General features: G+C 39.2%; 21 protein-coding genes. 12 read left to right on the forward strand and 9 right to left on the reverse strand.

Annotated features, from left to right (window positions below; translation table 11 throughout):
• Positions 1-12: 12 nt before the first annotated feature.
• From EHO58_RS06710 to EHO58_RS06720, 3 genes are read right to left on the reverse strand one after another with little or no spacing between them, the layout of a single operon-like run.
• On the reverse strand, positions 13-969 hold the full coding sequence (locus tag EHO58_RS06710; RefSeq protein WP_135679425.1) for an aldo/keto reductase: 957 nt from the start codon (positions 967-969) through the stop codon (positions 13-15).
• A 59-nt stretch (positions 970-1,028) separates the two neighbouring features.
• A complete protein-coding gene (gene polA / locus EHO58_RS06715; RefSeq protein WP_135679426.1) occupies positions 1,029-3,791 on the reverse strand; it encodes a DNA polymerase I in 2,763 nt (920 codons plus the stop codon).
• Positions 3,788-4,915, reverse strand: coding sequence for a glycosyltransferase (locus tag EHO58_RS06720; protein ID WP_135628490.1), 1,128 nt, complete (start codon positions 4,913-4,915; stop codon positions 3,788-3,790). Before EHO58_RS06720 ends, polA begins: the two co-directional genes overlap by 4 nt.
• Positions 4,916-5,041: 126 nt before the next feature.
• On the opposite strand from EHO58_RS06720, the gene EHO58_RS06725 reads away from it, so the two are divergent.
• Both EHO58_RS06725 and EHO58_RS06730 read left to right on the forward strand, forming a co-directional pair.
• Complete coding sequence (locus EHO58_RS06725) at positions 5,042-5,830, forward strand: class II glutamine amidotransferase (RefSeq protein ID WP_135628256.1); 789 nt, start codon at positions 5,042-5,044, stop codon at positions 5,828-5,830.
• 5 nt (positions 5,831-5,835) lie between these two features.
• Positions 5,836-6,207, forward strand: a complete 372-nt coding sequence (locus tag EHO58_RS06730) for a cereblon family protein (RefSeq protein WP_135628255.1) — start codon at positions 5,836-5,838, stop codon at positions 6,205-6,207.
• A gap of 54 nt (positions 6,208-6,261) precedes the next feature.
• Here EHO58_RS06730 and EHO58_RS06735 read toward each other — a convergent pair whose 3' ends face one another.
• Positions 6,262-6,840, reverse strand: a complete 579-nt coding sequence (locus EHO58_RS06735; RefSeq protein WP_135679427.1) for a hypothetical protein — start codon at positions 6,838-6,840, stop codon at positions 6,262-6,264.
• A gap of 64 nt (positions 6,841-6,904) precedes the next feature.
• Here EHO58_RS06735 and EHO58_RS06740 point away from each other — a divergent pair, with 64 nt between their 5' ends.
• From EHO58_RS06740 to EHO58_RS06750, 3 genes are all read left to right on the forward strand, one after another.
• Positions 6,905-7,291, forward strand: coding sequence for a YfeK family protein (locus EHO58_RS06740; protein WP_135679428.1), 387 nt, complete (start codon positions 6,905-6,907; stop codon positions 7,289-7,291).
• A gap of 75 nt (positions 7,292-7,366) precedes the next feature.
• Positions 7,367-8,428: a hypothetical protein gene (locus tag EHO58_RS06745; protein WP_135679429.1), complete on the forward strand. Its 1,062-nt coding sequence runs from the start codon at positions 7,367-7,369 to the stop codon at positions 8,426-8,428.
• An 85-nt stretch (positions 8,429-8,513) separates the two neighbouring features.
• Positions 8,514-9,749, forward strand: coding sequence for a glycosyltransferase family 4 protein (locus EHO58_RS06750; protein ID WP_135679430.1), 1,236 nt, complete (start codon positions 8,514-8,516; stop codon positions 9,747-9,749).
• Between the two features lie 59 nt (positions 9,750-9,808).
• Here EHO58_RS06750 and EHO58_RS06755 read toward each other — a convergent pair whose 3' ends face one another.
• On the reverse strand, positions 9,809-10,216 hold the full coding sequence (locus tag EHO58_RS06755; protein WP_135628251.1) for a winged helix-turn-helix transcriptional regulator: 408 nt from the start codon (positions 10,214-10,216) through the stop codon (positions 9,809-9,811).
• A gap of 134 nt (positions 10,217-10,350) precedes the next feature.
• On the opposite strand from EHO58_RS06755, the gene EHO58_RS06760 reads away from it, so the two are divergent.
• Positions 10,351-11,151 carry an SDR family NAD(P)-dependent oxidoreductase gene (locus EHO58_RS06760; protein WP_135679431.1) on the forward strand — a complete coding sequence of 267 codons (801 nt, stop codon included), beginning with the start codon at positions 10,351-10,353 and terminating at the stop codon, positions 11,149-11,151.
• A 10-nt stretch (positions 11,152-11,161) separates the two neighbouring features.
• Here the strand turns inward: EHO58_RS06760 and EHO58_RS06765 are convergent, their stop codons facing one another.
• Positions 11,162-13,483 carry an FAD-binding oxidoreductase gene (locus EHO58_RS06765; RefSeq protein WP_135679432.1) on the reverse strand — a complete coding sequence of 774 codons (2,322 nt, stop codon included), beginning with the start codon at positions 13,481-13,483 and terminating at the stop codon, positions 11,162-11,164.
• Positions 13,480-14,436, reverse strand: a complete 957-nt coding sequence (locus EHO58_RS06770; RefSeq protein ID WP_135679433.1) for a methyltransferase domain-containing protein — start codon at positions 14,434-14,436, stop codon at positions 13,480-13,482. Before EHO58_RS06770 ends, EHO58_RS06765 begins: the two co-directional genes overlap by 4 nt.
• 414 nt (positions 14,437-14,850) lie before the next feature.
• Here EHO58_RS06770 and EHO58_RS06775 point away from each other — a divergent pair, with 414 nt between their 5' ends.
• From EHO58_RS06775 to EHO58_RS06795, 5 genes are all read left to right on the forward strand, one after another.
• Positions 14,851-15,216, forward strand: coding sequence for a DoxX family protein (locus EHO58_RS06775; RefSeq protein WP_135628247.1), 366 nt, complete (start codon positions 14,851-14,853; stop codon positions 15,214-15,216).
• A 96-nt stretch (positions 15,217-15,312) separates the two neighbouring features.
• Complete coding sequence (locus EHO58_RS06780; protein WP_135679434.1) at positions 15,313-15,822, forward strand: TIGR04452 family lipoprotein; 510 nt, start codon at positions 15,313-15,315, stop codon at positions 15,820-15,822.
• Positions 15,823-15,845: 23 nt separating this feature from the next.
• Positions 15,846-16,163, forward strand: a complete 318-nt coding sequence (locus tag EHO58_RS06785) for a hypothetical protein (RefSeq protein WP_135628245.1) — start codon at positions 15,846-15,848, stop codon at positions 16,161-16,163.
• Between the two features lie 69 nt (positions 16,164-16,232).
• Positions 16,233-18,077 (forward strand): OmpA family protein, encoded by a 1,845-nt coding sequence (locus EHO58_RS06790; protein WP_135628244.1) that lies wholly within the window; start codon positions 16,233-16,235, stop codon positions 18,075-18,077.
• An 87-nt stretch (positions 18,078-18,164) separates the two neighbouring features.
• The gene (locus EHO58_RS06795; protein ID WP_135679435.1) at positions 18,165-19,421 is read left to right on the forward strand and encodes an NAD(P)-binding protein; all 1,257 of its coding nucleotides are present in this window, start codon (positions 18,165-18,167) and stop codon (positions 19,419-19,421) included.
• Between the two features lie 3 nt (positions 19,422-19,424).
• Here EHO58_RS06795 and EHO58_RS06800 read toward each other — a convergent pair whose 3' ends face one another.
• Positions 19,425-20,372, reverse strand: coding sequence for a class I SAM-dependent methyltransferase (locus EHO58_RS06800; protein ID WP_244241089.1), 948 nt, complete (start codon positions 20,370-20,372; stop codon positions 19,425-19,427).
• A gap of 162 nt (positions 20,373-20,534) precedes the next feature.
• On the opposite strand from EHO58_RS06800, the gene EHO58_RS06805 reads away from it, so the two are divergent.
• A complete protein-coding gene (locus EHO58_RS06805; RefSeq protein ID WP_135679436.1) occupies positions 20,535-22,928 on the forward strand; it encodes a transglycosylase domain-containing protein in 2,394 nt (797 codons plus the stop codon).
• Here EHO58_RS06805 and EHO58_RS06810 read toward each other — a convergent pair.
• Positions 22,903-24,399, reverse strand: coding sequence for an ABC transporter substrate-binding protein (locus EHO58_RS06810; protein WP_135679437.1), 1,497 nt, complete (start codon positions 24,397-24,399; stop codon positions 22,903-22,905). The two genes, EHO58_RS06805 and EHO58_RS06810, sit on opposite strands and share 26 nt — an antisense overlap.

Here is a 24,399-nt window from a genome sequence, read left to right on the forward strand (position 1 = left end):
GTGAAAGAAATTTCAGTCCATTGCGTCTAGAAGGTTGGATAGAAAAACTTTCCTTTCTTTACCTTCCGGAAATCTACCAAGCCCGGCGCCCATATTATCTTTTAGATGAGAAATTTTAGAAGTAGCCGGGATTGCACAAGTTACTGCTGGATGAGAAAGAATATATTTTAAGAAGGCTTGGGCAAAAGAATTACAATTCCATTCTTTAAAATATTCAGGCAATGTTTTACCTTTTGTATTTCTGAAAAGTCCACCTTCTTCAAAAGGGCGATTGATTAGGATTGCGATCCCATGTTCTTGAGCAAAAGGTAAAATCCGATTCTCCGCTTCTCTTGTTTGGATAGAATAAGGTATCTGCAAGAAGTCCGGTTTTTCTTTTTCGGAGATCCTTTCCATTTCGGCGAATGCGGATGTAGTAAAATGAGTCAGGCCTATATAACGGATCTTTCCTTTTTCTTTCAGGCCTCTTAATGTTTTGAGATGAGTTTGAGTATCTAGTAAATTATGGATTTGGAATAGATCGATCTTCTCCGCTTTCATCTTTTTGAAAGAAGCCTCGATCTGTGATTTTCCGGCTGCTTCTCCTCTGATCCAAACCTTTGTGGCTAAGAAAAAATTCTTTTTCTCCGCGTCGGAAAAATCTTTGGATAAGATCCCGAAAATTTCCTCAGAACGTCCATACATAGGAGAAGAATCTATCACACCTCCACCAGTATGTAGGAACTCCGATAAAACTTCTTTTAAAGGAGCCAAAGAAGAAGGATCCGGATCCACATCTAAAGTTTGCCAAGTACCTAAACCGATTGCAGGAATTTCTTCTCCAGTTTTTGGGATCTTACGTTTTAACATTTTAGAGACTCCGGACGTTTGGGAGAATAACGGAGAAATTATATTCTCCGAAAGACCTAGACCTGCGGCGGATAACGCCAAAAGTTTCAGGAACTTTTTTCTGGAATAAAAGCTTTCCATTAAGTTCTCCCCAAGCGGCCGAATTTTAAGAGCAATTAGGCAAAAGACTCAACTAAAAATTAATGAGCCTCGTCCCAGTTTTGTCCGAATTTTCCTTCTACCTTAATTGGAACATCCAAAGGAAGAGCATCCTCCATCAGTCTTTTACAAACTTTTAGGAACTCATCCTTTTCCGATTTATACACTTCGAATACCAATTCGTCATGCACTTGGAGTAAAAGTTTGGATTTCCATTTTCTTTTTTCGATCTCGTCTTGGATTTGGATCATTGCGATCTTGATCATGTCGGCGCAGGTTCCTTGGATAGGAGTGTTGATCGCTACCCTTTTGGCTCCTTCTTTTGCCTGACGGTGAGTGGAGTTAATATCTGGAACAGGTCTCCTTCTTCCTTTCATGGTCTCTACATAACCTTTCTCTTCACAGAAGGCGATTGTATCATCCATATACTTTTGGACACCGGGATACTGAGCCAGATATCTATCTATAAAACTTTTGGCCTCATCTCTCGGAATTCGAAGATTTCGACTAAGACCATAAGGAGTTACCCCATATATTACGGAAAAGTTAACTACCTTTGCCTTATCCCTCATCTCGGGACTAACTAGATCTTCTGAAACTCCGTAGATTGCAGCGGCGGTTCTTTTATGGATATCGATCCCTTTTTTGTAGGCATCCATCATTGCAGGATCTCTGGAGATATGTGCCATGATCCTGAGTTCAATCTGAGAATAGTCCAAACTTAAGATCTCAAAATCCTTATGACCGGAGATAAAACCTTTTCGGATCAATCTTCCTTCTTTTTCTCGGATCGGAATGTTCTGCAAGTTCGGGTCCGTAGAAGAAAGTCTTCCAGTCGCAGCAATCGTCATATTATAGCTGGTGTGAATTCTTTCGTCTTTAGGAGAAGCCATACTGGGAAGAGTATCCACATAAGTAGAGATCAACTTTGTATATTTTCTATAATCCAAAAGTTTTTCGATGATCGGATGTTCTCCCAGTAATTCTTCCAATACCTCGTGGTCCGTGGAGTAACCTGTCTGGGTCTTTTTAACAACCCTAAGTTGCAGCTCATCGAATAGGATTTTTTGGAGTTCTTTGGTAGAAGCGATATTGAATTCTTTTCCGGCAGCTTTATAAATCCCTCTTTCCAGATCTTTTACTTCTCTTTGGAAATCTTTGGAAAGTTCTGCAAAATATTTCGAATCTACTGCAATCCCTGCTTTCTCCATTTGGGTTAAAACAGGAATTAGAGGTAAATCGATATCCTTAAATACACTTTCCAAACCGGACTGTTTCAAGGATTTACGAAGAACATTATACAATCTTAAAGTAATATCGGCATCTTCGGCAGCATATTCACTGACCTTATCCAGATCCACTTCCCAAAGATTTTTTTTGTTCTTTCCTGTGCCGACAAGCTCAGCATAAGTGATCGTTTTATAATTCAGAAGATCTTCCGCAAGATCATCCATATTAAATCTGCGGCTTTCTGGTGCCAAAATATAGGCCACGATCATCGTATCAAAAACGATATTTGCGATTTCAAATCCGTGATTTTGCAGAACGATCAGGTCATATTTAATATTCTGACCTACTTTAGGAATATTCTGATCTGCTAATATAGGTCCCAATATTTCACGGACTTGATCTAAAGGAAGAAGTTGCTCCTTATTTGCAAATAAGCCCTCTTGTGTATGAGAGACAGGAATATAAAAACCTGTGCCTTCCTGATTACATAAGGAGATCCCTAAAAGTTCCGCATCAAAAGCGTATTGGGAAGTAGTTTCCGTATCTACCGAAAGGATAGGGGATTTTTTCCAAGCTCTTGCGAGTTTGGTTAATTCTTCTATACTTTCTACTCGTTTATAAATTCCTTTCTTGGCAGTCGGGCCTTTTCCGGAACCTGCAGTTGTTTCTTCCGGTTCGTCTTTAGGAGGTTCTTTTCCTACAGACTTCGCCAAGTCACGTGATAGAACATTATACCCTTGGTTCTTTAGATATTTGATCCCTTCATCGGAAGCATAGTCAGGAAGTTTAAGATCATCGTCCTTGATACCAAGATCCAAATCTCTTTTGATCGTGGCCAATTGTCTGGACATGAACGCATTGTCTTTATGTTCTATAAGTTTGTTCTTTAGGCCTGGATTTTTGATCTTCTCTATATTTTTATAGATCCCTTCCAAGTTTTTATATTCTTGGATCAGCTTAGTGGCACCCTTCTCGCCGATTCCTTTTACCCCGGGAATATTATCGGAAGTATCTCCAACAATTCCCATATAATCAGGGATCTGTTTTACATCCACACCTAGCTCTTCTTTTACCCAGGCAGAGTCGATTTCCACAAATTCAGTGACTCCCTTTTTACCACGGAGCATTTTAATATTCTTTTTTTCTAATAATTGGTATAAGTCCTTATCTCCGGAGAAGATCAGGATCTCTTTTGCGGAAGATTTATAATTTTCCGCAAGAGTTCCGATTATATCGTCAGCCTCGTGTTTTTCTATTTTGAGTATCCTAAAACCTAGAACCTTTAAGGTTTCCATAATCTCGTTCAATTGAGGACGAAGATCTTCCGGCATAGGTTTACGATTCGCTTTATATTCTGCGAATGTAGCTCCTCTTTCCAATGGCCCGCCCGGATCGAATGTCATTGCAACGTGAGTAGGAGCATAATCTTCGAAAAGTTTGAATAACATTCTGAAAAACCCGAAGACCGCACCGCTTGGTTGTCCTGTTTTTGAATTTTTTAAATTAGAAGCTGCAAAAGCATAATACGCCCTGAATGCGAATGCGTGACCGTCCACTATGAGTAATTTTTTCATGCCGCTTCCCCGGATTTTCCTTTCGAGTTAGAATAGATCTCTTCACCCAATAAACTATAATATGCCAACTCGGTTTTCTTGATGGTATTTTTAACTGAGAACCTTTTTACGGATTCTTTATTAAAAGTTCCCATAGATTTTCGGATTTTAGGATCTTCTAATAGAGTTTTATAAGAAGTAGCAAGAGATATAGCGTCGCCTACTTCGGAAACGAATGCACCCTTACCTTCCGTAAGCATTTCCGCGATACCTCCTCCGTTTGTAGCGACGATCGGTAATCCGGATGCCATCGCGTCTAAAACGGAGGTTCCGAGTCCTTCTTCTTTTGAAGTTAATGTGAAAATATCGAATAAGGAAAGAAGTTCGGGAATATCAGTTCTAAATCCCGTGAAGATCACTTTATCCAAAAGTTTTTTTTCGGAAGCGATACGTTCTAGTTCTTTTCTAAGTTCACCTTCTCCTACGATTAGGACCTTATACTTTTTGTCCGTTTCTACCTTAGATAAAGCATCTAATAACGTTTTTTGGTCCTTATGATCGACTAACGCGGCAATATTTCCTATGATCAGTTCATCTTTAGAAAGATTGAATTCTTTTCTGAGATAAGAAGTATCATTTGTCTTTTTGGAAACACCTAGATCGATCCCGCTATACACTGTCACAACTTTGGCAGGATCTATCCCATCCATGATCAGAATTTCGCGTATACGATTCGAAACACTTAAGTAAAGATCAACTCTGTCGGAAACATACTTACGTTTACTGAACCAATTCTTTCTAAGCCTGAAATCCACCCTTCGAGAAACTACAAGTTTCACTTTAGGATGTTTTGCCTTTGCCAGCCAAGCGATAGAATGTGCTTTTGCAGTATGAGCGTGAATGAGTTTGATCCCTTTGGAAACGATGAGTTCTTGGAGTGCCTTTACGGAACCAAAGTCCCATTCTCCTTTTAAAGGAAGAGTAACTGTTGGAAGTCCAACATCGTTAGCACGGGTCTCTAATGCAGAGCCTGGTTTACAAAGAATGAGCTGAGGGATTTTGTGTTTTTTTAAACCTTCTGCGAGAAGAAAAAGTTGCCTTTCTCCTCCTCTCCAGCCGGTTTCCGTGTCGATATGAAGAATCACCCGATCAAATTGGGGTTCTGGCTTGAATTCTGCAAGAGTTCCGCCATTTCTTTTTAGGAAAAAAGTCCTGGACAAACAGGATTCGCATTAGCGACAATTATTCTAATATAACGGAGGAGATCCAGAATGTGCGAACTTTTGGGAATGAGTGCCAATGTTCCTACAGATATATGCTTTAGTTTCACTGGTCTTGTCCAAAGAGGCGGAAAAACCGGACCCCACAAAGATGGATGGGGGATCGCATTTTATGAGGGCAAAGGTTGCAGGGTCTTCCAAGATCCTCAGGCAAGCGCTGATTCACAATTGGCGGAACTGGTTCGCACATTTCCTATCAAAAGTAATCTAGTCATTTCACATATCCGAAAAGCAAATCGCGGTAAGGTGGATCTGAAAAATACACATCCATTCGTTCGGGAACTTTGGGGTTATTATTGGACATTCGCTCATAATGGACAATTAAAAGGAGTGAAGAAGGAACCATTAAAAGATTTTACACCTGTTGGGACGACTGACAGCGAGTATGCTTTTTGTTGGCTGCTTTCTGAATTAAAGAAGAAGTTTAAGACAAGACCAAAAAACGAAACACAGCTCTCCCAAGAGATCCGCAAACTATTGTCCAAACTCGGAAAAAAGGGAGTTTCGAATATTCTAATTTCGGATTCCAAATATTTATACGCATATTGTTCTACAAAACTCGTATATATCACAAGACATGCCCCCTTCGGAGAAGCAAAACTAATAGATGCAGATTTGAGCATAGACTTTAGTAAACATACAAATCCGAAAGATATAGTTACAGTTTTAGCCACAAGTCCTTTGACCCAAGATGAAATTTGGACCAGCTTTTTGCCTGGAGAATTTCAGGTCTGGAAAGAAGGAAAACAATGGCAAAGATTTTCTCCCGATATTAAATAGAAGGTATGCCGGATCTTCCTAGCAGCGTTCCCGAAAGAGAATCGATACAAGAAAAAGAGATCATTCCAGAAAATTGGAAGTTATGTACTTCTTGTGGGGAAAAGATCACAAAAGAAGAATGGAAAACTTCTGTGGATGGAGCCTATATTCACAATTTTATAAATCCTCTTGGGATCGAATTCAGAATTCTTACATTTTCAGAAGCGATCGGAATTACTTGGCAAAAAGATTCATACACAGAACATACTTGGTTTCCAGGTTTTTCATGGAGAGTAGGATCCTGCTCCGTTTGTGGTTCTCATCTAGGTTGGAATTTTGAATCTATTTCAGGTTCGAATTCTTTCTTAGGGCTAATCTTAGGAAGAATTACTTCTTAATTTTATAATATTCTTCCTTATAAAAATATTCGAAAAGAAAATAAGAAGAAGGTCCTAAAAAAGAAACCTATATTTTAAATCCATTCCGAATGGTTCCCTAACTTGATCTCTCACATCTGACTGAGAATAAGTTCGAATATTAAGATCGAATCCAGCAGAATTTTCACCCTCCCACTGGACCCCTCTCCAATACGTATAAGCCAATTGAAGAATATATTTTGCACCTAAAAGAGCCAATCTAAGATCGTTTCGGCTGCGAACTCCTTCCAGATCATCTTGTTTGCTATGTTGGTAATTTGCTAAAAAGATAATCATTCCAGGATCAGGCTGGGGATAAAAATTGGAATATGCAATAAATAGATTTCGGGAGTTTTCGAATTCTTCCTTTCTTTCCACTTCCTCTTTATGCCCTTTCAATTCAGAAAGAACTAAGATAGAAGTGATCACCATAGTAAATCTAGCTTTTCTGTATTCTTTTGCATGAAGAAGTCCCCAACCTGGAAGAACAGCACTTCTCCATACCAGATCCCAACGAGATCTATCTCTCATTTCGGGAACAACGGTTGTCTGCTCTTGAGAATAAATGGATGTAAGACCAAACAAGAATATACAAAATAAAACGAATTTTTTCACCCGAACTTCCTCATTAATTATAGTTGCAGAAGAATAAAGATCCGATTTAGTTCTCCGGACAACTATGAAAAAATTCCTATTTTATTTTATTATTACACTTTCGGTTTTTAGTTTTGCTCCAAATTTCGCAGCAGAGCCTGAAGACGAGATCAAATCATTGGTCTCTTCCTTAGATTCTTGTAAGGGTTGTGTTTTTATACGAAACGGTTCGGAACATAAGCTGGATGAGGCAAAGGCTCACTTACTTAGAAAGTATGATGCAGCCAAAAATAAAATAAGCAGCACCGAAGATTTTATCAAAGGATTAGCAAGCAAATCTTCGATCACAGGGACTCCGTACAAGATCAAATTCCCTGACGGAAAGGAAGTAGAATCTGAAAAATGGCTGACTAATAAACTGAATGAATTGCGTAATCCTCCGCCTGTGGCCAAACCGAAAAAGAAAAAATAAACGATCTAAGCGAAAAATCATCTCAGCTCGGCAGTTATTCTAGATTGGCAGCGTCGAATTGAGTTAGAGAGTTTTATGCGAAAGTATTTATATCTTATTCCTGTTTCCCTTTTATTCGCTTGCCCTCCTCCACCTAGCGAAGACCCGCTTTCCTCTTTAATGTCTACATTAGCATTATCGAATATGCCGGTTCCTTCAGAATTCACAATTGTAGATTCAACAAAACAAACCAAATTAGACGCCGTAGAAGCTACTGCAACTAAGAACTCCACTTGCACCAAACTAGGCGCTTTCTATTGGGAGATTGGAGATGTAAATGGTGCGTATGGTTATTCTTCCGTAAACGGTTCCGTGAATGGATCAACGGTCCTTTTGATTGCTTCCGCATCTAAATGGATCTGGGGAGCTTATGTTTTAGAGAAGGTTGGAACTCCAACAACAATAGAGCAATCTTATCTTAGAATGAGATCCGGTTACGATAATCTGGATGATAATAAATGTAACCTAGCTCTTACAGTAAATGCGTGTTTCACAAACGGCCCGGGAAGAGATGGGACAAACAATAATAATTATTATAATTCAGGTGATCTAAATTATTTTTATTATAACGGGGCACATTTCCAAGCTTACGCTGCTTTGAATCCGAGCGGTTTAACTCCTGCTCTTACAAATTACACTCGCTCACAACTTGCAACGGAGATCGGAAATACTTTATTCGGAGGATCCAATCCCGGAATAGATTATGCCGTTCCTCAACCTGCAGGAGGAGTTAGGACTTCCGCTTCTGTTTATGCCCAGTTCTTAAGAAGAATATTAAATTCGAATTTAACCATCCGAACTTATTTGGGGGCAGATCTTGTACCTACATTACCTTCTGCGCATCCGAGCCAAGCAAAGTATTCGCCCTTTGTTTTAGAAGATGTACATTATTCTTATGGACATTGGGTGGAAGATTCTTCCGGAAATGATTCTGCATACAGTAGCCCTGGAAAATTCGGATTTTATCCTTGGATAGATCCGACTGTCACTACTTACGGAATAATCTCCAGATATTCCACATCCGGCTTAGCTTATGCGGAATCGGTCTATTGTGGAAGGCTTTTAAGAAAGGCATTTGCTACCGGAATAGAACAATAGCCTGGACTTTAGTCCAGTCTCTGTAACGAAAAAGTAATGCTCTCTTCATGGAGTAGATACAAAAATTTAAGATGATCAAAAGTCGATGCTTCCATCGACATATATCAGTTCTTATCCTAAAGCAGGTCCCTTTCGAATTTTAGTGGTGACCGAAACATTTCCTCCTGAGATCAACGGGGTCGCCAAAACACTTCATAGAATGTTGGGCGATCTTTTACAAAGAGGTCACGAAATCATTCTGGTCCGTCCAAAACAAGGCCATAATGACTATGCAACGGCAAGCAATAACTATAGAGAAGTGCTCGTAAGAGGAGCAAAAATCCCTTTATACGAAGATCTAAGATTCGGATTTCCTGAAAAATACCTTCTACGCAGATTAATCGAATTAGAAAAACCTGATATAGTACATGTGGTCACAGAAGGACCTCTCGGCTGGTCAGCAGTTAGAGCGGCCAGACACGTTGGAATTCCAATTATCAGCGATTTCAGAACGAACTTCCATGCATACGCAAAATATTATAAGTTCGGATTTGCAGGAAAACTGGTCCATAATTACCTAAAAGGTCTTCATAACAGAACACAGATGACATTGGTCCCTACTGCTCAGATCAGAGAACAGTTAACGGAGCAAGGATACACCAATGTTCAAGTGGTCTCTAGAGGGATCGACTCCGATCTATTCCATCCTGCTCGTAGGAATTCCAAATTAAAAACGGAATGGGGATTAAAACCGTCTGAACTCGGAGTTCTATATGTAGGAAGATTGGCTCCGGAAAAAAATCTGGATTTATTAGTAAGAGCATTCCGTAGACTCCAATCCAGAGTTCCAAATGCAAAATTGATCTTAGTGGGAGACGGACCTTCCAAAGAAAAACTACGAAAAGAGAATCCTGATTTTATATTCAGAGGAATGAGAAAAGGAAAAGAACTGGCAGAACATTATGCTACGGGAGATCTATTTCTATTCCCAAGTCTCACAGAAACTTTCGGAAACGTAATCGTAGAAGCAATGGCATCCGGTCTTCCAATCGTAGCTTATAACTACGCGGCTGCAAACCAACATCTCAAACACGGCAAGTCTGCCCTGCTTTGCGGTTTTGATAAAGAAGAAGAATTTATAGAACAATCCTGCCTCTTAGCGGAGAATAAAAAGCTGGCTTCCAAACTTGGTCTCGCCGCAAGAAAGATCGCAGCTTCCTGCACCTGGGAAGACGTTACTGATTCTTTGGAAATGACTTACTCTAAACTTTCTCTTTCTAAGAAAAAATCCGTGAGATCTAAAAAGGCGATTAAGCTGAAAGTACAGATGGTGAGGGGTTAGGAAAGAATCTGCAGTAATCTTTTGAATTCATTTCTAAAACTCTCTGCAATAGGGAAAAGCTACTTTCTCAATTCTTTCGTCATCGATCTAATAAAGGACTCCTTGTCCTTCTTAACATCTTTTAATGCAACTTTGATTTCTTTTGGAATATCAAAATACTTTTCCGCCCATACATAGATCTCAATAAAAACGGGCAAAAGATCGATGCCCTTTTGTGTAAGCTTGTAAAGAACTTTTGCCTTACTATCCGGATGCTCCGATTTTTCTATCAAACCGTTTTCTTCCAAGGACTGAAGTCTTGACGCGAGGATATTTGTAGCAATACCCTCGTCGGACTTCAGGAAATCTCCGTAAGTCCTTTTTTTATTGAACATAAGATCCCTGATTATGAGAAGCGACCATTTATCGCCCCAGATATCTAGGGAGCAACTAATCGGACAATCCGATCTTTTTTTTCCCTCTGACATAAAATTTATCTTAAAAAATACTTGCAAAAAGCAAGTATTTTTTCGTCGATTATATTTACTTGCAAATTGCAAGTAAATTGACCGGTCATAGGAAGGCTACATAGCCGTAAAACTTACAATATAGGGTAAATAAGATGAAACAGACAATTTTAGTAACAGGAGCTTCGTCAGGTATCGGGCTCCTTCTTGCCAATAAACTCCATAAGAGCGGTCATACCGTTATCGGAACAAGCCGCAATCCCGAAGAACATAGTTCTGTTCCTTTTAAACTTTTAGAATTAGATATCTCTTCCGACAGCTCAATTGAGTCCTTCCCGAAAAGGCTATTTAGCCAGATACAAAATCTAGATGTTCTGATAAATAATGCAGGTTACTTGGTATCGGGCATTGCCGAGGAAACTCCTATTGATCTTGGAAGGCAACAATTCGAGACCAATTTTTGGGGAACAGTAAAACTCACCAATCAGTTGCTTCCTTATTTTAGAAAACAAAGACAAGGAAAAATTATTACAGTCGGATCTATCCTAGGTCTAATCGGTCTTCCGAATGTTTCTTACTATTCGGCTTCAAAACATTCTTTGGAAGGTTACTTTAAAGTACTTCGCTTCGAATTAAAGGATTTTAATATAAAAGTCAGCATGGTTGAGCCGATGGGTTTCAAAACCAATATCGGCACTAGCGCAGTTAGATCAAAAGTGCAAATTGATGACTACGATCTGCTTCGAAAACAAACCGCTGCATTCTCGAAAGAAACATTCGATAAAGCGCCCACTCCGGAACCGGTCGTAAACACTGTAATAGAAATTATAAATCAAAAAGATCCGAGATTCAATTTCCCCGTTGGTCAAGGCGCTTCGTTTATTCTTACCATGCAACATTATGCATATAAAGCTTTTGAAAGCTCGATCTTAAAAAGGCTGCATAAAGTAAAATAGATTTTATATTTTAATAATCGAATATATGATCTATTAGAATTCCATTCTGCTTACAGTATAGGATCATAAGGTGAAGCTGATCCACCGGCAAAATTAGTGCCGTTCTTTTTTTGCCGGGTTCTGTAAGTATAGGCCAAGATGAGAGAATCTTCTGATCCTCCCAGTTTTGGTTCTCCGAGGAAATAGTTGTCAGAACAATCTTTTTATTACCTGCGATTTCCTTAAATGAAATTCCCTTCTCTACTAAAACAGGAACTTCTTTTGTAAAAGGTTCATATCTTGGAATTGAGATGATTTTTCCGGTGCCGTTTTCATTCGCCCATGCAAGAATATGAAAATTTTCCGGCTCATAAACCGCTCCCGTTCCCAAACCGATCAGCCATCCGTATCCAGCTTTGGCAAGAAGTTCCATTGAGAAAAAAATCCTTCTTTCCCAACTTCTAATCCTTCCTACGTTATTTCCGTCTTCTACCTTGACGAATTCTAAAAATTTAGAATAAAAAGGATATTCGTACCAAGGCTTCAATCTCACAAAATCGGTATAATCTTGAGCGACCCATTGGATATACGCCTCTACTTTTCTATCCTGGTCGATTTCTTTGCGGGAATCTATCCATTCAGTGAGAGCCCCGATCGTATTCTCATAAACACTCTTCAAAGCCAATTCTCCGGAATAACTGACTCCGATAACACAGATCATGAGATGATATCCCCAGTTCGTTTCGTACTCCCAGGTTTTTTGTATTATGTTTCCATAAATCTTCCAGAACTGACCTATACTTGCCCAATAAGGAAAGTCACTAGGAGGTGAATGTTTTTGGAATTTGGCATATTCATCCGAACTGAATACTATGAACCATTCCGGAACAGTTAAAAATGTTTGATCCTCGTTTCGTCGATATGTTTTATTAGAATCTAATTCCAAACGGATCTTTTGATCTTTGATATCAGAAAAATAATATTTATCCCAAAGTTTATTTCTGAATTTATAATTCGGATCCAGTTTTCTTTTTAATTCGAAAAACTTACCTGAATCAGGATATGCAGCTTCGAATTGGACCTGGTTCGCATGAGGCTGATAAGGCAGATAGTAAGCGCCTCCCACGGAAACGACCGCATCTATCAACTCTCTAGTCCAAACACCGACTTCGTTCCTAGCGGAAGGATAGGTTCTTTGTTTATAATAGATTACGAAGGAAAAAACCTCGGACCTAGCCCACGCCAGAAGAGAACCTGGATCTTTATAAGAATGACGAATTGATATATTCATTACATTTACGTCATGTTTTTGCAGGACTTCCCGCATTTTAGGGTAAAACTCGTCGAACTTTTCAACCGGAACGAAATATTCCTGCAATACGTATGTGCTGATCTTTCTGGTTGGAGGTTCTAATTCTTTTACATCATAACTTGCTTCGAAATTTCTCCAAACCACTCGTTTACCCGTGGTAAAATTAGGATCGTATATGTGTTCTCTGAACTCCTTTCCATATGGAAGTTCAGTCAGCCAGAAATACATTATGTTTTCCATCCAATATTCTTCTTTTACGGGGACCAATCTATCTTGCACCGTTACAGCCTCGTCTGTCTCGGCCCAAGTGATCGCGTTTACATTTTCGTAAGAAGGTGGATATATATCTCCATTATGAAATACTGCTTTAGAATTCGTGCGAACGTTTTCAAAAAAGAATTTTTTATATTCCGAAATCGGAAGCTTCTTCACAGAACGGGAAACTTTGGAATTATCAGTTAATTGTAAAACAGCTTCGACTATGACTCCGATTCCTCCGTAACCTCCGATTGAGGCGTAAAAGATTTCCGGATTTTCCTTCGGACTAGCAGATACTAATCTACCGTCACTTAACACAATCTTAATGGAGTCCACGGATAAAATCAAAGGACCTTGGCCCATATATCTTCCATGCCCATTTACACTTAAAGAACCGCCCACCGTAAAATTAGAATAAGTCTGTTTGATCTTTATGGAAAGATTATATGGATCTATGAATTCTTGTATTTTTCTCCAAGTAATTCCGGACTGCACTCTGATCTTTTTTTGTTTTTCATCAAAATCCAAAACCTGATCGAACTCACGGGTATCTATAAATAATGCATTTTCGGTGGCGATCTGACCTCCCATGGAAAATCTTCCTCCGCCGACGGAGATCATCCCGGAATGTTCTTTTACTAAATTCTGAATTTCTTCGATCGATTTAGGAGTTTCGACTCTAGACACTGAAATCGGATTGATCTGGGTGACATCATTTACAACAACAGGACTAGAATATAGATGAGCAGTGAGTAATAGGAAAAGTAGTATGGATTTTTTCATTTAGTTTTTACGAAAGCCATAAGAGTATTTTTTGTAGGATCCCCGTTCTGCAAATAGTGATTCCCTACTAATTGAAATCCGAATCCGTGCAGTTTTTCCTGGATCTCCTCGATAGATGTAAAATTACGGATTTGGGTAGAAGTTTCTCTCCAAGGAATTTCCAAACCCGCGTTGTAAACGTCGTGAGCCAGGGCGACTATGTATCTTTGCTCTTCAGAATATACATTATGATCTCTTAATACAAGTCTTCCACCTGGTTTTAAGACCCTGGAAATGGATGAAATAAATCCGTTTAATTTTTCCGTTGGAGAATGATGAAATCCTATATAATTCGTGACTAACTCCAAACTTTCGGAAGGGATTTTATCCGTAGAAATTGAATCATAATTTCCCATCTGTATAAAAGTCCCTGCCTTGAAGAACTGCCCTCTTTCGGCCAAATCTTCGGCGCTGTATTTAGGTTCCAGATCGTTCAATATATAAACTTTGCCCTGTATCCCTAATTTCTTTCTTAGATCCTTCACATATCTTCCGGTGGTCCCGATTTCCATATAACCATTATAAGAATTTTGTTTTCCCAAAAGTTTTACGGTCTGACTAGATATTTCCTCTTTTTGTTTTTTAAGAGAAGGAAGTGCATACGTAATCACTCCTGCGAAAGGTTTAATTCCAGGAAGTTTGGATAGGATCGTTTCGTAAATATCCTTATCCGTTTTGCTAGTCTTAGTTATATCCAAGATCAATTTATGAAATTGGTCCTCCGGATAAAGGTGATACACATTCTTTAGAAAAAGATAAAATTCTTCCCGTAATTTCGGATCTAAATAAACGGATTGAAAATTCGATTTAGGATCTATCTCCGACTGAGACTCCCCTAATATTCTAGGAACAAGTCCTGCTATGAATAACGCAATAATAGATTTTATAAACTGTTTCCGATTAATTTCTTTCATCCGATTCGAATACCTTTCCCGTCCGGTCTAAATATATGAGATAGAGTTGTAAAATAAGACATGAAAGTCCGAAAATACTATTAAAATAAACAAAGGATCGCGAGCCGTGAGCCCGAATTTTTATAATAAATTGTTTCGGAATTTTTTTGAAGATTCTTTTTTTCGCTTGTACTTTCTTCGCCTTTACTATAATGACTGGCAAATTTAACGGCAAGGAGCAAAGCCTATGCTGAAATTTCCCGGCCCTCGTACGGATCATCGAGAAAGAAATCGTCCCTTCGTCACCAGAGAAAAATATCTCACCTTCCTAAAGATCACCAATAAGTCTTCTCATTCCAGACAGAGAAGGTTTCGTAATAAAAACAGAGAAAAAAGGCAGACCTTGTCACCGTAGTTGTCTTATCATGGTTTTCCATGGAAAACCTAGACGCTAAATCTATCAGTCTCTGGATCATGGCGACCATTTATACGATCGCCGGTATTCTTCATTTTGTGATCCCTAAATTTTATATGAGGATCATGCCACCTTGGATCCCTTATCATAAACTTATGGTCCAACTTAGCGGTATCGCTGAGATCGCTTTGGGGCTCGGTCTTTTCTTTCCTCAAACTAAAGTATTGGCGGCTTGGGGTGTGGTCCTTCTTTTGATTGCTGTGTTTCCGGCTAACGTATATCACTTTCAGTCAAGAACCAGAAAGGATCCTCCTACTTGGGCGCTAATTTTAAGACTCCCTTTACAATTGCTTCTGATTTACTGGGCTTATACTTTTACATATTAATAAAATTGCCAAAAATACATGTCCGATTCTTCGGAATGAGAGATAACTTCATAAAAAATATGACATTTCAGCGTTAGTTGAAATCATGGAATTTATATGCAGAATTTATTAAGTTGTCTCTCTTTTGTTTTATTATTCCTCTCCCTAATAATTAACTGTACTTATTCCGGAGGACCTGCGACAATTTCCGGAGGAGACGCTCAAAAAAAGATCAAGGATGCATTGCAGAATCTTGCATTTTCAACGAATATTCCTAACGAACCTGTAGACTGCTCATCTTACGGTTATTCAGATCGCACAAGCGGAGGAACTATCGGTAATGTTTCCGGACTTGATCTAACTCTAATGAACGTCCTTTTCATCAATCCGTATCTAAAATCAACTCTTAGCCAAGGGAAATATTATACCGAAACTTCCATCAATCAATGTGTAAACTTTGTATATGGTGCTTACGGCGTTTCTCTTATTCCTTATTCCAAAGAATGGAGTGTGTATGCAAAGTGTCAAGTTCCGACACCACCCGTTTTTTTAGGCCTTCCTTTATTCTTTACAGAGTGTAAACCGGAAGAGGCTAAATTTGCAGAGACGATAACCGAAAAATTATAATTCAAAATTAAAACTACCGGCTTATGAATAAAAATCTGACTTCTTTTTACGTTTTAGGGTTCATCAGAAGTTTTGTATTTTTGATCGTTCTTTGTGTTATGTTGGTAGTTTCTGAAAGTTTGAACTCCTACCTTTATGATAAGAAAGATCTTCCTGAGATTTCCTTTATATCCGGCTTAGTTTTGAGTCTTGGGGCGGCTTTTACTGCAAGTCGTCGTAAGTCTCAGGGCAAAGAACCTTCTAAGCTTGTCTTTATTCTTGTTTCTTCTCTTTTGAACTTTGGTATTCTATTGGTCGGTCTTTTTCTGATCCGAAAGTTTTTCCCCGGCTGGATCGCCTGATCTCTTCCTTATTTTAATTTTTTCTTTTCCTCTCTTCCGGTTCGGATATTATTCTCCGAAACATATAATATGAACCGTCTTCTTTCCGCTTTGCTTTTCTCTATGTTTCTCCTTTTCTCTTCAAATCTTCTCGCTGAGGAAAGGATTGTAGAAGGTAAACTTCTTCAATTCGGTAGAATGTTAGGCACAGGAAACGATTTCATCCAGGTGCTTTCCAACGATCTAAGTCCTGAACTTTCCAGACTTCATAACCAAACCGTTCGTGTTCTTTGCCAGATGAGGGGAGAAAATTGCGACCCGATACGTTATGAGACCTATCCTTTTTCGGAATCCAAGGGCCTTTCGGATTGGACTTTAAAAAGAATTCCGAATTACGTGAACAGAGGTTACTTCGCTTTTAATCCGACAGTAACTCCTGATGGGCAATCCATCTTTTGGACCGTGTATTCTAGCAAAGGTAAATCAGGCACTCAAAGGATTTGGTTTGCGGAGAAGGACGATAAAGGTTTTTGGAGAGATGGCAAGGAGATGCCGGCTCCTTTAAATAATGATCTGAACTCCGCAGTGATTGCAGTACTTCCTAGTAATAATGAATTATTCGTTTTCGGTTCTTTTGGTGATGACGAAGCTTCGCATAAGATACAAGTCGAGTTCCAAGAAAAAAGAGAAGAGCTGAGAAAAAACACTCGAGACGAGATGGAATTCCGTTTAAAGGAAGAACAACTCGCTTACGAATATCTCCGTAAGCTCACTCAACTTCAGAACAAAGCAACTGTTCCATTATATAAAAGTTATAAAGAAAAAGGGAACTGGTCTTATCCAAAAGCGATTAAGTTTCCCGATTTTTCGAATATATATCTAAAAAATAACACTTCAGTTTTCGGCGGTTCCACTCTTTCTTCTTCCGGAAGGATATTGATCTATTCCGTCCAGCAACCTGATTCTTATGGAAAATTGGATCTATATGTAAGCATTCAAAAAGCGGATGGTTCTTTCTCTCTCGGTAAAAATTTGGGAGAGGTCGTGAATACCCCTTCTGAAGAGACCGCTCCGTTTTTAGCAGGAGATGATAGAACTCTATATTTCTGCAGTGATGGTCATAAGGGTCTTTCGGTTTATGTGACCAAAAGAATCGGAGAAGGTTGGGACAATTGGACTAAACCAGTCGAGGTCTCAGCAAATTTGAAAGGTGTGAACTTCTTCTCTATCCCTGTAAATAGCGACTGGGCTTATGTAAGCAAAGAAGGTCAGTTATACATGGCTTATCTTCCCCATGATTTCCGCCCGAACCCTGTCGTGGTAATCAACGGTAAGGTTTTGGATGAAGAAGGAAATCCTTTAGGTGCGGAAATACATTACGAATCCTTAACACGATTGGAAAAAAGAGGAAGTGCAAAGAGTGATTCTAAAACCGGTTCCTTTAGTTTAGTCCTCCCTTACGGTGAAAAATACGGTTTTTATGCGGAGAAGCCCGGTCATCTTTCCGTTTCTAGAAATATAGATCTTACGGAATCCAAACAAGAAGATGCAAAGTTAGATGTAGAATTTCGTCTTCCGACTCTGGCAGTGGGCCGGCAAATTCTTCTAAACAATTTATTTTTTGAGACAAACAAATTTGATATCTCGAAGGATTCCGAACCTGAATTAGATCGTTTGGCGAACTTTTTAAAATCGAATCCTAAACTCAAAATCTCTGTCGAAGGCCATACGGACAACGTGGGCAAAAAAGAGCGTAACCTAGAACTTTCGGAAAACAGGGCAAAAGCAGTGGCAGATTATTTGATTTCCAAGCACGGGATCGACAACGAACGAGTTAGGACCCAAGGTTTTGGGGACAGCCAACCAATTTCTTCCAATGATAACGCTTCGGACCGTCAAAGGAATAGAAGAGTTGTGTTACAGATCGTCGACTGAATATTCGGTTTCCTTTTTTGTAGCATTCCTTCCTTAAATTCAGGTTTTACCTTGTATTTTTGTTTTAAAAAAGGATTCTAATCCGGAATGAAAATAGCGGTCATCGGTAGTGGAATCGCCGGCTTAAGCGCATCTTGGTATTTGGGCAAAGAACACGAAGTCTCTCTTATAGAAAAACATCCTTTGGTCGGTATGGATGCTCATGGTACTGATCTTTTCTCCAACGGACATTCGATCCGAGTGGATGTTCCTTTCAGAGCATTCAAACGTAATTATTATCCTTGTCTTTTGGATCTTTACAAAGAGGCAGGGATCGAAGTAAGACCTGTGGATTATTCGTTTTCCTTAAACTACGGAGACGGCACCACTTATTTCGGTTTTTCTACTTTGGGTATCGGAGGCAATTTTGTTCCGATCCCTTATTGGGTTTGTTTTTCTAATAAAACTTCTAGGCGAATTTTTTCGGATGCGATCCGTTTTTATGAAGAATCCGATAGGGAATTACAATCATTAGAAGGGGAACAAATCACTATTTCCGAATTCTTAAGTAGGTTCGGTTATTCAGTAGAATTCGAGGATCTGTATCTGATCCCTATGTTCTCTACGATCAATACATGCACTTCTGAAAGTGCTAAAAATTATCCTGCAGAAGTGGTAATCGGCTATCATTCCAGCGGTTTAAAATTTTTGAGATTTTTAACTCCTGAAAAAGGGACCAGAGATGTTACGGAAAAACTTTCTAAAAGAGCTTCTTCTGTTCGTTTAAGCACTGATCCTAAAAAAATCGTTTTAGAAAAAGATAAAGTGAAATTGATTTTCGAGAATGGAGAAGAACTTTTCGACAGAGTAGTAGTCGCTGCTCCGGCAAACCAGGCTATTTCCATCCTTCCTGATGAATATTCAAAGGAGAAGGCACTACTTTCCAAACTAAAATACGAAGGTTCCGAAGTAGTAGTTCACTCGGACGAAAAATTTATGCCCAAACAGAAAAGACATTGGGCACCTATGTGTTTTTCTCTTTCACAAGATAGTTCCACCGCAACTGCCACTATTCTCCTGAATAAAGTCCTTCCTTCTATGAAAGGTAAGTCCGTATTCCAAACTTGGAATCCGCTTGTGGAACCGAATGAAAAAGATTTTATCAGCAGATCCAAATTCGAAAGACCGGTAATAGATATCGCTTCCAGAAAGATCTTAGAAGAGCTGAAAGAATTACAGGAACTTCCTGGTAAAAAAGTATGGCTCTGCGGTTCTTATGCCAAGTATGGAATGCCACTTTTAGAAGCAGGAGTTTCCACTTCTTTGGATGTCAAAAGATGGGTAGAAGGTTCTCTCAGATCTTAAAATCTACTCGGGTTTTCTGACCTTATAGATCCAATATTCGAAATGTTTTTTGATCGTTTCGGAGCCGAAGTATTCTCCTAACATCTCGTATCTTCCCGCGAGTCTTTTAGGGATCTTTTTTTCCGATTTAATTTTTTCTAATATAAATTGGGAAAATCCAGGAAATACGAAAGGATCTATTCTTTCTAAAACTTCGAAGTTGAATCCTAGGGCGGAATATTCGGATACGATACCTTCTACCTTTTTGAGGTCGGAAGACATTTTGGCCATCTTAGAGATCAAATTTCTTTTGAAAGTTTCCCAATAAGAAATTTTTCGATCCGAGAATAATATCTCTGCGGATACGAATACTCCTCCCGGTTTTAGAATTCGAAAAACTTCTCCAACCAATCTGTTTCGATTCGGTATAAAATATAAACTGTCTAAGGCAAGCACCACATCAAAGGTTTTGTCCTCGAATTCCGCTAAACCTTCTACACTTCCTAAAATTAAATTAGGAGAGCTGCCTCTACCCTCATAACGTCTTTTTGCGAATTCAATTTGGATCTTGGAAATATTGATCCCGTAAATATTCGAAACATTTACTCCAAACGTATTTTCCCAAATCTTAAATTGGTCTCCGCATCCGAACCCAAGATCTAAAAGTTTAGAACCCGGCTCTAGTCCCGCTATAGTTCCCAAATGTTCCGCTAAATTCGAGCAGGCTGTGCCGTATTCTTTTGTATTCTCCCAATAACCTAGATTGGCCCAAGATTCTCCATCTTCATTCAAATAGAGGTGGGAAAGGTCTGTAGGAATTCCTTCTCTTCCGAATAATAGCCTGACCTTGGGCCAGATTTCAGCCTTTGTAGGAAAAGAAGAATGCTGGCGAAGAGAAATTTCTTTTTTGTAAGGCAGGTCTTCCATGATTCCTAGGTCTTCGGTTCCCCAAAGCAAAACTTTATTGGACATAGAATTTACGAACTGTCTACCAGAATCACCTTTATTTGTCCGTTCCCTAATCCTTTCGGATATGTTTTATGCCGACATAAGAGTGCAAGATCCGGACAAAAATTCTCAAAAAAAGTCCTTTTCTTTCCTTAACTTACGACGGAAAACCTACCGACGGACCTTATGAACATCAAAGATCGTATCCTTGGAATTTTAGCTGCACTCCTCCAATATTCTAGAACAAACTGGAGATCCATCCTTAAATACTCGGTCATTTCCGGGATCGTAATACTTTCATTTCTGATCGGCGGATCTTATGTTGTATGGCTCACCAAACAAGAAGAAGTCGTCCGAAATCTAGAAACTTTCCAAAGAGAAGTTTCGGATGCGTACGATCCGAACGAGATCAAACCGATACGCATCTTGGACAAAAACGGAAAATTGATCGGAGAATTCTCTCGTAGAAAATTCAGACCGATCCGTACTGATAATTTAGCAAATCACGGAAATATAATATGGGCTCTTCTTAGTTCGGAAGACAGAGATTTTTACGAGCATAATGGCGTAAATTTTACCGCCTTACTTAGAGCGATCATAGTTAACTTAACCACTTTCCAAAAACAAGGCGGTTCTACTCTTACCCAGCAGTTAGCAAAACTTACTTTGGATTTAGGAGCTCGAAACGTATTCAATAAACTCACCGAGTTTTACTGTACATTCTACTTGGAAAGCAAGTTCGACAAAAATACGATCTTAGCAATGTATCTAAATCGTATCTTCTTGGGAGAAGGAAATACAGGAGTGGAAGAAGCTTCCCGTTATTATTTTAATAAACCTGCATATGAATTAACTCCTGCAGAAGCGGCTTTGCTTGTGGGAACAATTCCGGCTCCTTCTAACTATAATGCTGTTAGGAATCCTAAAATAGCTCTCAAAAGGCAGAAGATGGTGATGACCGTAATGGGCAAAAACCAAAACCTTCATCCGAATCCTAAATCTATTGAGAGAGATTTTGAGAAGAAGGTAGATGCAAATATCCGCAAGTTCAGATCCTTTTATGTGGTCGAGGAAACAAAAGAAGAAGAGGATAAAGTAGTCATCACTTCCGAGATAGGAAAGTACGGCTTTGATAAAGATTTTACGATCAATCTTGCTTCCGATTTTAATTTCGGGATCCGCCAATTCGTGATCGAGAACTTCTCGGAGATTGATCTGGAAAGCCGTGGTATGAACGTATATACCACATTAGATTATGATAAACAAGAAGCTGCAGAACGTTCTCTCAGAGAAGGAATAGAGGCAGTTCGCAAAAAACTTTCTGAAGATAAAGCAAATTACGTAAAAGCCGGTAAAACGGAAGAAGCAGTTAAACAAAATAAGATCATAGAGAATATGAACGGAAGTTTGATTTCCATCAATCCTACAAACGGATATGTGGAAGCAATGGTCGGTAGTTACAAAATTTCTAATATATTCAGGCTAAACCGAGCAGTTTCCGCTGTAAGACAACCAGGCTCCGTGATCAAGGGACTCGTCTATCTGATGGCATTCGAAAAAAGGATAGCAACTCCTACTTCTATCGTTGTGGATGAGCCAATCAAGATCAGAGGATATGCCCCTAAAAACTGGTATAAAGGCCATAGAGGTGCAATGCAAACTAGAACTGCATTCGCTCAGTCTGTGAATACTATCGCAGTCAAGTTCATGGATGAGATTGGCGTTGGTGATTTTATCCATACTCTGGGAAAAATTTTGGACCTTGACAGCTCGGAATTGAGCAGAAGGTTCCAACATAATCTTACATTGGCACTCGGCTCCGGAGAATTATCTCCTAAAGAGCTGGCAACAGTATACGCAACAATCGCAAATAACGGTAAAAAAGTAAAACCTGTGGAAATACTTAGGATCACAGACTTCGAAGGATCAGAACTTTATGTAAACCTTCTACCTGATCCAAAAGAAGCGGAACAAATTTTAGATCCTGTCGCTTGCGCAATGACCTTAAACTTATTAGAAGCTGTGGTTTCCGAAGAAGGTACACTCAAGATCGCATTAAAAGATGGAGAAAAATTTCCACTAGGCGGAAAGACAGGGACGGTTCAATCTCCTAAAGAAGCACAAAAACGTTGGGGCTCCAGAAAAGGAGTACGAGATGTTTGGTTTGCAGGTGTGAATCCTAATTTAGTCACCGCAGTTTGGGTTGGTAATGATCTAGGAGCTCCATTCCCCGGTTCAGGCTCAGGAACAAGCGGCTCTATTTGGTTTAGATATGTTTCGCACGTAGCCAGAACATTAGGTTTTGGTGATAGTCTCATCACTCCATTTAACGGAGATTATGTGAAAGTGGACATTTGCGCGGAAACAGGCGGACTTTTATCCAACGAAGCAGAATGTAAACATCCACTCTATGGACAGTACTATTATGTGGGAGACCAACCTGGCGGAGGTGCGCCTAGTCCTACAGTTACCCAAACAGAAGGAGGCACATCCACAAACAGTTCCGAGGAAGCTCTTTCCGGAGAAGATGCAGTGGAATTAGAACTTCCTGAAATTAAGGAAGATCCGAACGACGATTAGGATTTTTTGGCAAGCGGTCCCCTACTAGATATAATTCATATGGGGACCATAAAAAAATCCAAGGAGCATCGTCGGATAAAAGTGAAAATGCTTCTTTGATCTGAGGGCTTATATCCGTTTTATCAGTAGATCTAATCTCTTGGAAAATTTTTTCCATTTTTGGGTTAGAGTAGAAGGCTCGATTTCCTCCATTCCCGAATCTATCTCCGGCAAATAATGGATCTAAAAATGCAAATGGTCCAGGTAGATCCGCATACCAAAATAGTAATGTTAGATCTCCCTTTCCTTCTCCATTCTCTTTATATAATGCAGCCTTTTCCATCGGAAGGATTTTGATCTTTAATCCCAGCTCTTTCAAGTTTTGGACAATTGCAGCTCCATTTGCCTGGTTCTCCTCGTCTCCTCTCATCCTAAATTCTAATTCTCTTTCTAAAATTTTAGGATAACAAACTGACTTAGAAAGAAGTTCTTTGGCTTTTGCGAGATCATAAGGATACATTTCTTCGGAAGAAGCCCAGGTATCAGAAAGAGATTTTGGAAATGGGCCTACGGAAACTTCTCCTTTTCCTTCCAATAAAACCCGGATGATTGTACGTTTATCTACGGAATAATTTAATGCTTTTCTAAAGTTCTTATCGAAGCAGGATTCTTTTGCGTTGATCGCTATGTATTGAACACCGCCTCCTTTTCGAATAGAAATATGATCATCTTTTACTAATGAGTTTTTAAGAAGAAAGACAGGTAATTTCATCAGATCCAATTCGTCTTTAAAATATAAATACAATCCTGTGCTTGCTTGAGGAAGAACTCTAAACAGAATTTCAGAACCCAAATCGTTCGGGTGATTAGCAACCAATCTAAGATGATTGTTTCTTTTCCATTCTGCTAATTTAAAATCACCACAAACTGATTCAGGTGGGCCGCAATAGATCCAAGCTTGTGGCAAAGAAAGTTTTTCTAAAGTTTCCCTAAGACCCCCTTCGAAATAAATTTCCAAACTGGAATCGGAGAGAACTTTCCCACCTTTTAAAAAAGAATATGTACTTCTTCTTGGGCCTGGAGTATTTCTTAATCTTTCTAAAGACCCTAAAACGATTTGAGCACTTACATTTAATTTTCGATCTTTGCGGATCTCTAAGATCAATCTTCTGATCTTAGATGACGGACCTTCCGTTAACTTATATGATCTCACTAAAGAAGGAAGGATTGTACCTTCTCCATTTATTTCAAAAAGCCTTGGGTAGATATATTTTAGAACAATTCTGGAAGATAAATCAGTAGATCGGATCGGATCTAAAGAGATCGGATCAGAAGGTAGTGAAAATACCAGTTTTTCAGGACTTCTTTCCGCTTTTCCACAACCATAAAAAAGAAGGGACAAAAGAAGGAAAGCCAGGGAAAAGGTAAGAGTCGGTTTCGGTCCGACCTGAAACCGGGAAGAGACCGAGTCTAGAAATCTAGGATAAAACAT

The sequence above is a fragment of the Leptospira selangorensis genome (genome assembly GCF_004769405.1).
In the GTDB taxonomy this organism is placed as follows: domain Bacteria; phylum Spirochaetota; class Leptospiria; order Leptospirales; family Leptospiraceae; genus Leptospira_B; species Leptospira_B selangorensis.

Coding starts and splice junctions, on each gene's coding strand:
- EHO58_RS06770 (WP_135679433.1), bottom strand. CDS start 14,436: ATGAAAGAAATTAATCGGAAACAGTTTATAAAATCTATTATTGCGTTA.
- EHO58_RS06780 (WP_135679434.1), top strand. CDS start 15,313: ATGCAGAATTTATTAAGTTGTCTCTCTTTTGTTTTATTATTCCTCTCC.
- EHO58_RS06740 (WP_135679428.1), top strand. CDS start 6,905: ATGAAAAAATTCCTATTTTATTTTATTATTACACTTTCGGTTTTTAGT.
- EHO58_RS06805 (WP_135679436.1), top strand. CDS start 20,535: ATGAACATCAAAGATCGTATCCTTGGAATTTTAGCTGCACTCCTCCAA.
- EHO58_RS06750 (WP_135679430.1), top strand. CDS start 8,514: ATGCTTCCATCGACATATATCAGTTCTTATCCTAAAGCAGGTCCCTTT.
- polA (WP_135679426.1), bottom strand. CDS start 3,791: ATGAAAAAATTACTCATAGTGGACGGTCACGCATTCGCATTCAGGGCG.
- EHO58_RS06730 (WP_135628255.1), top strand. CDS start 5,836: ATGCCGGATCTTCCTAGCAGCGTTCCCGAAAGAGAATCGATACAAGAA.
- EHO58_RS06800 (WP_244241089.1), bottom strand. CDS start 20,372: ATGTCCAATAAAGTTTTGCTTTGGGGAACCGAAGACCTAGGAATCATG.
- EHO58_RS06760 (WP_135679431.1), top strand. CDS start 10,351: ATGAAACAGACAATTTTAGTAACAGGAGCTTCGTCAGGTATCGGGCTC.
- EHO58_RS06795 (WP_135679435.1), top strand. CDS start 18,165: ATGAAAATAGCGGTCATCGGTAGTGGAATCGCCGGCTTAAGCGCATCT.
- EHO58_RS06755 (WP_135628251.1), bottom strand. CDS start 10,216: ATGTCAGAGGGAAAAAAAAGATCGGATTGTCCGATTAGTTGCTCCCTA.
- EHO58_RS06790 (WP_135628244.1), top strand. CDS start 16,233: ATGAACCGTCTTCTTTCCGCTTTGCTTTTCTCTATGTTTCTCCTTTTC.
- EHO58_RS06810 (WP_135679437.1), bottom strand. CDS start 24,399: ATGTTTTATCCTAGATTTCTAGACTCGGTCTCTTCCCGGTTTCAGGTC.
- EHO58_RS06745 (WP_135679429.1), top strand. CDS start 7,367: ATGCGAAAGTATTTATATCTTATTCCTGTTTCCCTTTTATTCGCTTGC.
- EHO58_RS06725 (WP_135628256.1), top strand. CDS start 5,042: ATGTGCGAACTTTTGGGAATGAGTGCCAATGTTCCTACAGATATATGC.
- EHO58_RS06775 (WP_135628247.1), top strand. CDS start 14,851: ATGGAAAACCTAGACGCTAAATCTATCAGTCTCTGGATCATGGCGACC.
- EHO58_RS06710 (WP_135679425.1), bottom strand. CDS start 969: ATGGAAAGCTTTTATTCCAGAAAAAAGTTCCTGAAACTTTTGGCGTTA.
- EHO58_RS06765 (WP_135679432.1), bottom strand. CDS start 13,483: ATGAAAAAATCCATACTACTTTTCCTATTACTCACTGCTCATCTATAT.
- EHO58_RS06785 (WP_135628245.1), top strand. CDS start 15,846: ATGAATAAAAATCTGACTTCTTTTTACGTTTTAGGGTTCATCAGAAGT.